The following is a 7,297-nucleotide window of genomic DNA, read 5'->3' on the forward strand; positions in this document are numbered from 1 at the left end:
TCAACCAGTTAATGTGAGTTTTGCTATGTCTACCAATGTATCTGATACCGCCAAATCCAGCCGCCGCGAGCAGCGCTCTAGCGCTCAGGCCTTTATCGACAGCCTCAAGGGGATGGCTCACCCCAACTCCCGCCGCATCTTTATCGAAGGCTCCCGCGCCGATATCCGGGTGCCCCTGCGGGAAATCCAGCTGGCCGATACCTTCGTCGGCGGCACCAAAGAAAATCCCCAATTCGAGCCCAACGAGCCGGTGCCGGTCTACGACACCTCGGGCCGTTACGGGGAGGAGGGGGTCGCCATCGACGTGCGCCGCGGCCTGCCGCGCCTGCGGGAAAACTGGGTGCTGGAGCGCGATGATACCGACGAACTGCCGGGGCTCAGCTCTACCTTCACTCAGGAGCGGCTGGCCGACGAGGGGCTGGATCACCTGCGCTTCGAACATCTGCCCAAGCCGCGCCGCGCCAAGCCGGGCCGCCGGGTCACCCAGCTCCACTATGCCCGCGCCGGTATCGTCACCCCCGAGATGGAATTTATCGCCATTCGCGAGAACATGGGTCGCGAGCGGGTGTGTTCCGAGCTCCTGCACACCCAGCATCCGGGCCGCGATTTCGGTGCCCGTTTGCCCCAGAACATCACCCCCGAATTTGTGCGCGATGAGGTGGCCGCCGGTCGCGCCATCATCCCCAGCAACATCAACCACCCGGAAGCGGAGCCGATGATCATCGGCCGCAATTTTCTGGTGAAGATCAACGCCAACATCGGCAACTCGGCGGTCACCTCCAGCATCGAAGAGGAGGTGGAGAAGCTGGTCTGGTCCACCCGCTGGGGCGCCGACACAGTGATGGATCTCTCCACCGGCCGCTACATCCACGAGACCCGCGAGTGGATCCTGCGCAACAGCCCTGTCCCCATCGGTACCGTGCCCATCTATCAGGCGCTGGAGAAGACCAACGGCATCGCCGAAGACCTCACCTGGGAGCTGTTCCGCGATACCCTGCTGGAGCAGGCCGAGCAGGGGGTGGACTACTTCACCATCCACGCTGGCGTCCTGCTGCGCTTCGTGCCGATGACCGCCAAGCGCCTCACCGGCATCGTGTCGCGCGGCGGCAGCATCATGGCCAAGTGGTGCCTCTCCCACCATAAAGAGAACTTCCTCTACCAGCACTTCCGCGAGATCTGCGAGATCTGCGCCGCCTATGACGTGGCCCTGTCGCTGGGCGATGGTCTGCGTCCGGGCTCCGTCTATGACGCCAACGACGAGGCCCAGTTCGCCGAGCTGCGCACCTTGGGCGAGCTCACCAAAATTGCTTGGGAGTACGACGTGCAGGTGATGATCGAGGGGCCGGGTCACGTGCCGATGCACATGATCGAGCGCAACATGACCGAGCAGCTGGAGCACTGCCACGAGGCGCCGTTCTACACCCTTGGCCCGCTCACCACCGATATCGCGCCGGGTTACGATCACTTCACCTCCGGCATCGGCGCCGCGCTCATCGGCTGGTACGGCTGCGCCATGCTCTGCTACGTCACCCCCAAGGAGCATTTGGGGCTGCCCAACAAGGAGGATGTGAAGCAGGGGCTGATTACCTACAAGATCGCCGCTCACGCCGCCGATCTGGCCAAGGGGCATCCGGGTGCCCAAATCCGCGACAACGCCATGTCCAAGGCGCGCTTCGAGTTCCGCTGGGAGGATCAGTTCAATCTGGCCCTCGACCCCGACACCGCCCGTGCCTACCACGACGAGACCCTGCCGCAGGAGTCCGGCAAGGTGGCCCACTTCTGCTCCATGTGCGGGCCCAAGTTCTGCTCCATGAAGATCACCCAGGATGTGCGTGACTACGCAGCAAAGCTGGAGGCTGTGGAGATCAAGCTGGTCGGCATGGATGGCCAGCAGGAGCAGGTAGTGGCTCAGGTGGAGAGCGGCATGGCCCGCATGGCGGAAACCTTCAAGGAGACCGGTGGCGAGATCTACCATCAGGCGGCGGCACTGAAACAGGCCGCAGGGGAGGAGGCGTGAGCAGCGCAAGCGGGGCTTTCAGCCCCGCCGATCTGCCGCCTGTGACCGACTCTCGCCCGGTTGTCTGGACCATCGCCGGTTCAGACTCCGGCGGCGGCGCCGGCATTCAGGCAGATCTGCACACATTGCACGACCTTGGCGTGCACGGTTGCTCGGTTATCTCCGCCATCACCGCCCAGAACTCGGTGGCGGTGAAGATGGTTGACCCCGTGCTGATGCAGACCTTCACCGCCCAGATCGACGCCCTCGGCGTCGATCTGCCGCCCGCCGCCATCAAGATCGGTCTGCTGCCGACCCGGCTCCACGTCGAGGTGTTGGCTCGCCGACTGGCAACTATCGAGGCTCCCTTCGTGGTCTACGACCCGGTGGCCATCGCCAGCACCGGTACCCCGATGGCGGAGCCCAATATGCTGGAAGCGGTGCGCGAACAGCTGTTGCCACGTCTGTCGCTCATCACCCCCAACGGCCCCGAACTGGAAGCCCTGACCGGCATTCCCGCGACCAGCCCTGTGTTGGTGCGCTTCGCCGCCCAGCGGCTGCGCGAACTGGGCGCCCGTGCCGTGCTGGTCAAGGGGGGCCATCTGGGTTGGAGCGGTGAGCTCTGCCTCGATTACTACCAGGACGAGACCCGCGAATTCTGGCTCGCCGCGCCGCGCCTGAATACCCGCCATGGCCACGGCACAGGTTGCTGCTACGCCAGCGCCATCGCCGCCGTGGTGGCGCAGGATTATCCGGTGGAGGACGCCATCACCCTGGCGCGAGCCTACCTGCAACAGGGGTTGGCGGCGGCGCAAGGAGTGGGGGCAGGCCCCGGCCCCATCGCCCATCTCGGCTGGCCGACCTGTCTTGCCCACTTCCCCCGCGCCGTGTTGGCGGGATCAACCCTCGATCGCCGCTTCGGCCTTTATGAGCCGAGCAGCTCCCGCCTGCCGCAGGGCCCCTTTGCGCCGACCGAACACAACCTCGGCCTCTATCCGGTGGTCGATTCGGTCGAGTGGCTGCGCCGCCTGTTGGGGCTGGGGGTCAAGACCATCCAGCTGCGGATCAAGGATCTGCCCGCCGCAGAGGTGGCGCCAGCCATTCGTGATGCGGTAGAGCTTGGTCGCCGCCATGGGGCGCGGCTCTTTATCAACGACTACTGGCAACAGGCCATCGAGGCGGGCGCCTGGGGCGTGCATCTGGGGCAGGAGGATATGGAAACCGCCGATCTCGCCGCCATTCAGGCCGCCGGACTGCGCCTTGGCATCTCCACCCACGGCTACTTCGAGCTGATGCGGGCCCGCGAGCTGGCCCCCTCCTATATGGCGCTCGGCCATATCTTCCCGACCAACACCAAGGCGATGCCTTCGCGCCCGCAGGGGCTGGTGCGGCTGCATCGCTACTGCGCCCTGATGGCGGAGTGGCCCACGGTCGCCATCGGCGGCATCAGCGAGGAGCGGGTGGCGGCGGTCAAGGCAAGCGGGGTCGGCAGTATCGCGCTGGTCTCGGCCATCACCGCCAGCGACGACTGGCAGGGGGCGACCGAGCGGCTGCTCGCCGCCGTCGGGGCGGGGGATGAGCCGCGCTCGGCCACCGTTATACGGGAGGCAGAACATGCTCTCTGATGCCGCTTCTATTAGTGACAAAGAGTATCTGCGATACGGCCGCCAGCTGATGCTGGCGGAAGTGGGGGAGGCGGGTCAGGCACGGCTGAAAGATAAGTCTGTGCTGATCGTCGGTCTCGGCGGGCTCGGCTCGCCGCTCGCCCTCTATCTGGCCGGTGCCGGTGTCGGCACCTTGTGGCTGGCCGATGGCGATACGGTGGACTCCAGCAACCTGCCGCGCCAGATCCTGTTCGACTCCGAGGCGGTCAACCACTCCAAGGCGGAGCTGGCCCGCGAGCGCTTGGCGGCCCACAACCCGCTGGTGGAGCTGATCGCCATCAACCAGCGGCTCGATGCCGCCAGCCTGCCGGAGTTTGTGGCCGAGGTAGATCTGGTGATCGACTGCTGCGACAACCTCGCCACCCGGCAGGCCATCAACGCCGCCTGCGTGGCTCAGGGCAAGCCCTGGATCTCCGCCGCCGCGGTGGGTTGGCAGGGGCAGCTGATGGCGCGCACCAGCAGCGATCACGCCTGCTACGCCTGCCTCTATCCGCTGGATACCAAGGTGAATCAGAGCTGCGAGACCAGCGGTGTCACCGGCCCGCTGGTCGGAGTGATGGGCTCTTTGCAGGCGCTGGAGGCATTGAAGCTGCTGCTCGGGATGGCAAGCCCGGTCGCGGGCACACTGCGCCGCTTCGATGCTTTGACCCATCAGTGGCAGACCCTCACTTTGGCCCCCGATCCCGATTGCCCGGTTTGCGGGCTGCGCCGATGCCCGACACACGATAAGGAGATCTCCCCATGACCTTGACCATTCGACTCAACGATAAAGCCCAGTCGCTGGCGGCAGGGCAGAGTGTGGCCGACCTGCTGGCCGCGCAGGGGGTCAATCCACATGGCGTAGCGGTGGCCCTTAACGGCGCCGTGCTGCCCCGTGGCCGCTGGGCCGAGACCCGTCTCAATGACGGGGACGAACTTCACCTCTTCACCGCCATTGCCGGAGGCTGATCCATGATGCTTGCAGTCCCATCTTCGAGCGCTCTGCCTTGCGGCGGGGCCTCATCTCTTCTTATCGCAGTGGCCGGAGGCTGACATGCTCAAGATTGCCGATCACACCTTCTCATCGCGCCTCTTTACCGGCACCGGCAAGTTCGCCCGCCCGGAATTGATGGCCGCCGCCATCGAGGCGAGCGGCTCCCGGCTGGTCACCATGGCCATCAAGCGGCTCGAACCGGGCAAGGCCCACGACGATATCCTGAGCCCCTTGCTGCAACTCGGGGTCAAGCTGCTGCCCAACACCTCCGGCGCCAAGACCGCCGCCGAGGCGGTGTTTGCCGCCCATCTCGCCCGCGAGGCGCTGGGGACGAACTGGCTGAAGCTGGAGATCCACCCCGATCCTCGTTACCTCTTGCCCGATCCCATCGAGACGCTGAAAGCCGCCGAGCAGCTGGTGAAAGAGGGCTTTGTGGTGCTGCCCTACTGCGGTGCCGACCCCGTGCTCTGCAAGCGGCTGGAAGAGGTGGGCTGCGCCGCCGTGATGCCGCTCGGCGCGCCCATCGGTTCCAATCAGGGGCTAGTGACCCGGGAGTTTCTCTCCATCATCGTCGAGCAGGCCAATGTGCCTGTGGTGGTGGATGCGGGCATAGGTGCGCCGAGCCACGCCGCCGCCGCCTTTGAACTGGGGGCCGATGCCGTGCTGGTCAACACTGCCATCGCGGTGAGCGGCGATCCGATTGCCATGGGCCGCGCCTTTGCGCTGGCCTGCACCGCCGGGCGCAGCGCCTATGAGGCTGGCCTTGGCGCGCGCGCCCTGCAGGCCCAAGCCTCCAGCCCGCTCACCGATTTTCTGGGGGCGTTATGAGTCATGAAACAGGGGCGACCATGAACATCTCCCCCTTGCCCCAAGGGCAGCCAGAGGTTTGCCCCCCTCTCCCTCTGGGAGAGGGGCTGGGGGTGAGGGCGCCGGGGTTGAGGGCTAAGGAGCCTACCTTTCTCGACCGATGGCAGGAGCTGGAGTGGGACGATATCGGCATGCAGATCCGCGCCAAGACCGCCGCCGATGTGGCGCGGGCGCTGGGTTCACCCCGCCGTACTCTGGCCGATTTTATGGCGCTGATCTCCCCTGCCGCCGAGGCGTATTTGCCGCAGATGGCGGCTGAGGCCGAGCGCCTCACCCGCCAGCGTTTTGGCAACACCATCGGCTTTTATGTGCCGCTCTATCTGTCGAACCTCTGCGCCAACGACTGCACCTACTGCGGCTTCTCCATGAGCAACCGCCTCAAGCGCAAAACCCTGAATGCAGAGGAGATTGAGCGCGAGTGTCTGGCCATCAAGGCGCGTGGTTTTGACAGCGTGCTACTGGTGACCGGCGAGCACGAGCACAAGGTGGGGCTCGCCTATTTTCGGCAGGTGATGCCCATCATCCGCCGCCACTTCAGCACGGTAGGGATGGAGGTGCAGCCCCTCTCGCAGGACGAGTATGCCGAGCTGAAGAGCCTCGGCCTCGATGCCGTCATGGTCTATCAGGAGACCTACCACGCCCCCACCTACGCCCGCCATCACCTGCGCGGCAACAAGCAGGACATCGCATGGCGCCTCGCCACGCCGGACCGGCTCGGCCGCGCCGGTATCGACAAAATCGGGTTGGGGGCGCTGATCGGTCTCTCCTCGGACTGGCGTGCCGACAGCTACTTTGTCGCCGAGCATCTGAGCTGGCTTGAGCGCCACCACTGGCAGAGCCGCTATTCGCTCTCCTTCCCGCGCCTGCGCCCCTGCACCGGCGGGCTGGAGCCTGCAGTGGTCATGTCGGATCGCCAGTTGGCCCAGCTTATCTGCGCCTGGCGCCTCTTCTCGCCCACGCTGGACTTGTCCCTCTCCACCCGCGAGTCCGCCACCTTTCGCAACGGCGCGGTGCGCCTTGGCATCACCCAGATGTCGGCCGAGTCGCGCACCCAGCCGGGGGGCTATGCCGAAGGGGATGCGGAGGAGCTGGAGCAGTTCGCCATCCACGACGACCGCCCGGTGGGGGAAGTGGCCACCGCCGTGCGGCAGGCGGGGTTGCAGCCGGTGTTTAAAGATTGGGAACCCTTCTTGGGCCGATAGGGGCGGCCACGCCCCTTTTGCCGGTGGCATCCCGGCGTCCAGCCAGATTCCGTGCCTGTGGCGAGCAGGCACGGCTGCGCCGTGCAATCGTAGGGTCGATTAGCCGTCAGGCGTAATCGTCCGTTTTACCGCTTTAGGGGATGTTCGATAGCATGGCTTTGCCGTGCAGGATGTAAGGCCGTTGGCTTCGAAGGGGTTTCGCCCTTCGGGCTTGGGCGAGTGACTTTTCTTTGCGTGGCCAAAAAAAGTCACCAAAAGAAAGCCCACCCCCGCTTATTCGCCCGACTTCGTCGGGTTCCTTCGGCTCACCTGCTTGTCCGACGGCACGCGCCGACGGGCCATCTATGGCCCGGCGCCGCTCGCTCGACATCCTGTCTCGCGGTCTGGACAAGCGGGCTCGCCTCAGCGAATAAGAGGGGGAACCAAAACCGTGCCCACCATAACCTCAGGGGTAGTCGTAGGGTGCAATAAGCGGAGCGCATTGCACCGCTATTGTGACGAGAGGTGCAATTCACTTCGTGTATGGAGATGGTATTCACCTGACAGTTGCCCACAAAAGGGAGTGGTCATACGGCTTCAAACCGGATAACAAAAC

General features: G+C 65.2%; 6 protein-coding genes. All 6 read left to right on the forward strand.

Features of this window, described 5'->3' with window-relative positions; genetic code table 11:
- Positions 1-25 precede the first annotated feature (25 nt).
- The 6 genes from thiC (at position 26) to thiH (ending at position 6,702) form a co-directional block, all read left to right on the forward strand.
- Positions 26-2,017, forward strand: a complete 1,992-nt coding sequence (thiC, locus tag NOM06_RS11855; RefSeq protein ID WP_305120782.1) for a phosphomethylpyrimidine synthase ThiC — start codon at positions 26-28, stop codon at positions 2,015-2,017.
- Complete coding sequence (thiE, locus tag NOM06_RS11860; protein WP_255911715.1) at positions 2,014-3,621, forward strand: thiamine phosphate synthase; 1,608 nt, start codon at positions 2,014-2,016, stop codon at positions 3,619-3,621. Before thiC ends, thiE begins: the two co-directional genes overlap by 4 nt.
- Positions 3,611-4,405, forward strand: a complete 795-nt coding sequence (locus NOM06_RS11865; RefSeq protein ID WP_255911717.1) for a HesA/MoeB/ThiF family protein — start codon at positions 3,611-3,613, stop codon at positions 4,403-4,405. Before thiE ends, NOM06_RS11865 begins: the two co-directional genes overlap by 11 nt.
- Complete coding sequence (gene thiS, locus NOM06_RS11870) at positions 4,402-4,608, forward strand: sulfur carrier protein ThiS (protein ID WP_255911719.1); 207 nt, start codon at positions 4,402-4,404, stop codon at positions 4,606-4,608. Before NOM06_RS11865 ends, thiS begins: the two co-directional genes overlap by 4 nt.
- A gap of 85 nt (positions 4,609-4,693) precedes the next feature.
- Positions 4,694-5,461 carry a thiazole synthase gene (locus tag NOM06_RS11875; protein WP_255911721.1) on the forward strand — a complete coding sequence of 256 codons (768 nt, stop codon included), beginning with the start codon at positions 4,694-4,696 and terminating at the stop codon, positions 5,459-5,461.
- 20 nt (positions 5,462-5,481) lie between these two features.
- A complete protein-coding gene (gene thiH, locus NOM06_RS11880; protein WP_255911726.1) occupies positions 5,482-6,702 on the forward strand; it encodes a 2-iminoacetate synthase ThiH in 1,221 nt (406 codons plus the stop codon).
- Positions 6,703-7,297 lie beyond the last annotated feature (595 nt).

Origin of the sequence: Aeromonas sp. JL9 (assembly GCF_024436075.1) — a bacterium.
GTDB classification, from domain to species: domain Bacteria; phylum Pseudomonadota; class Gammaproteobacteria; order Enterobacterales; family Aeromonadaceae; genus Aeromonas; species Aeromonas veronii.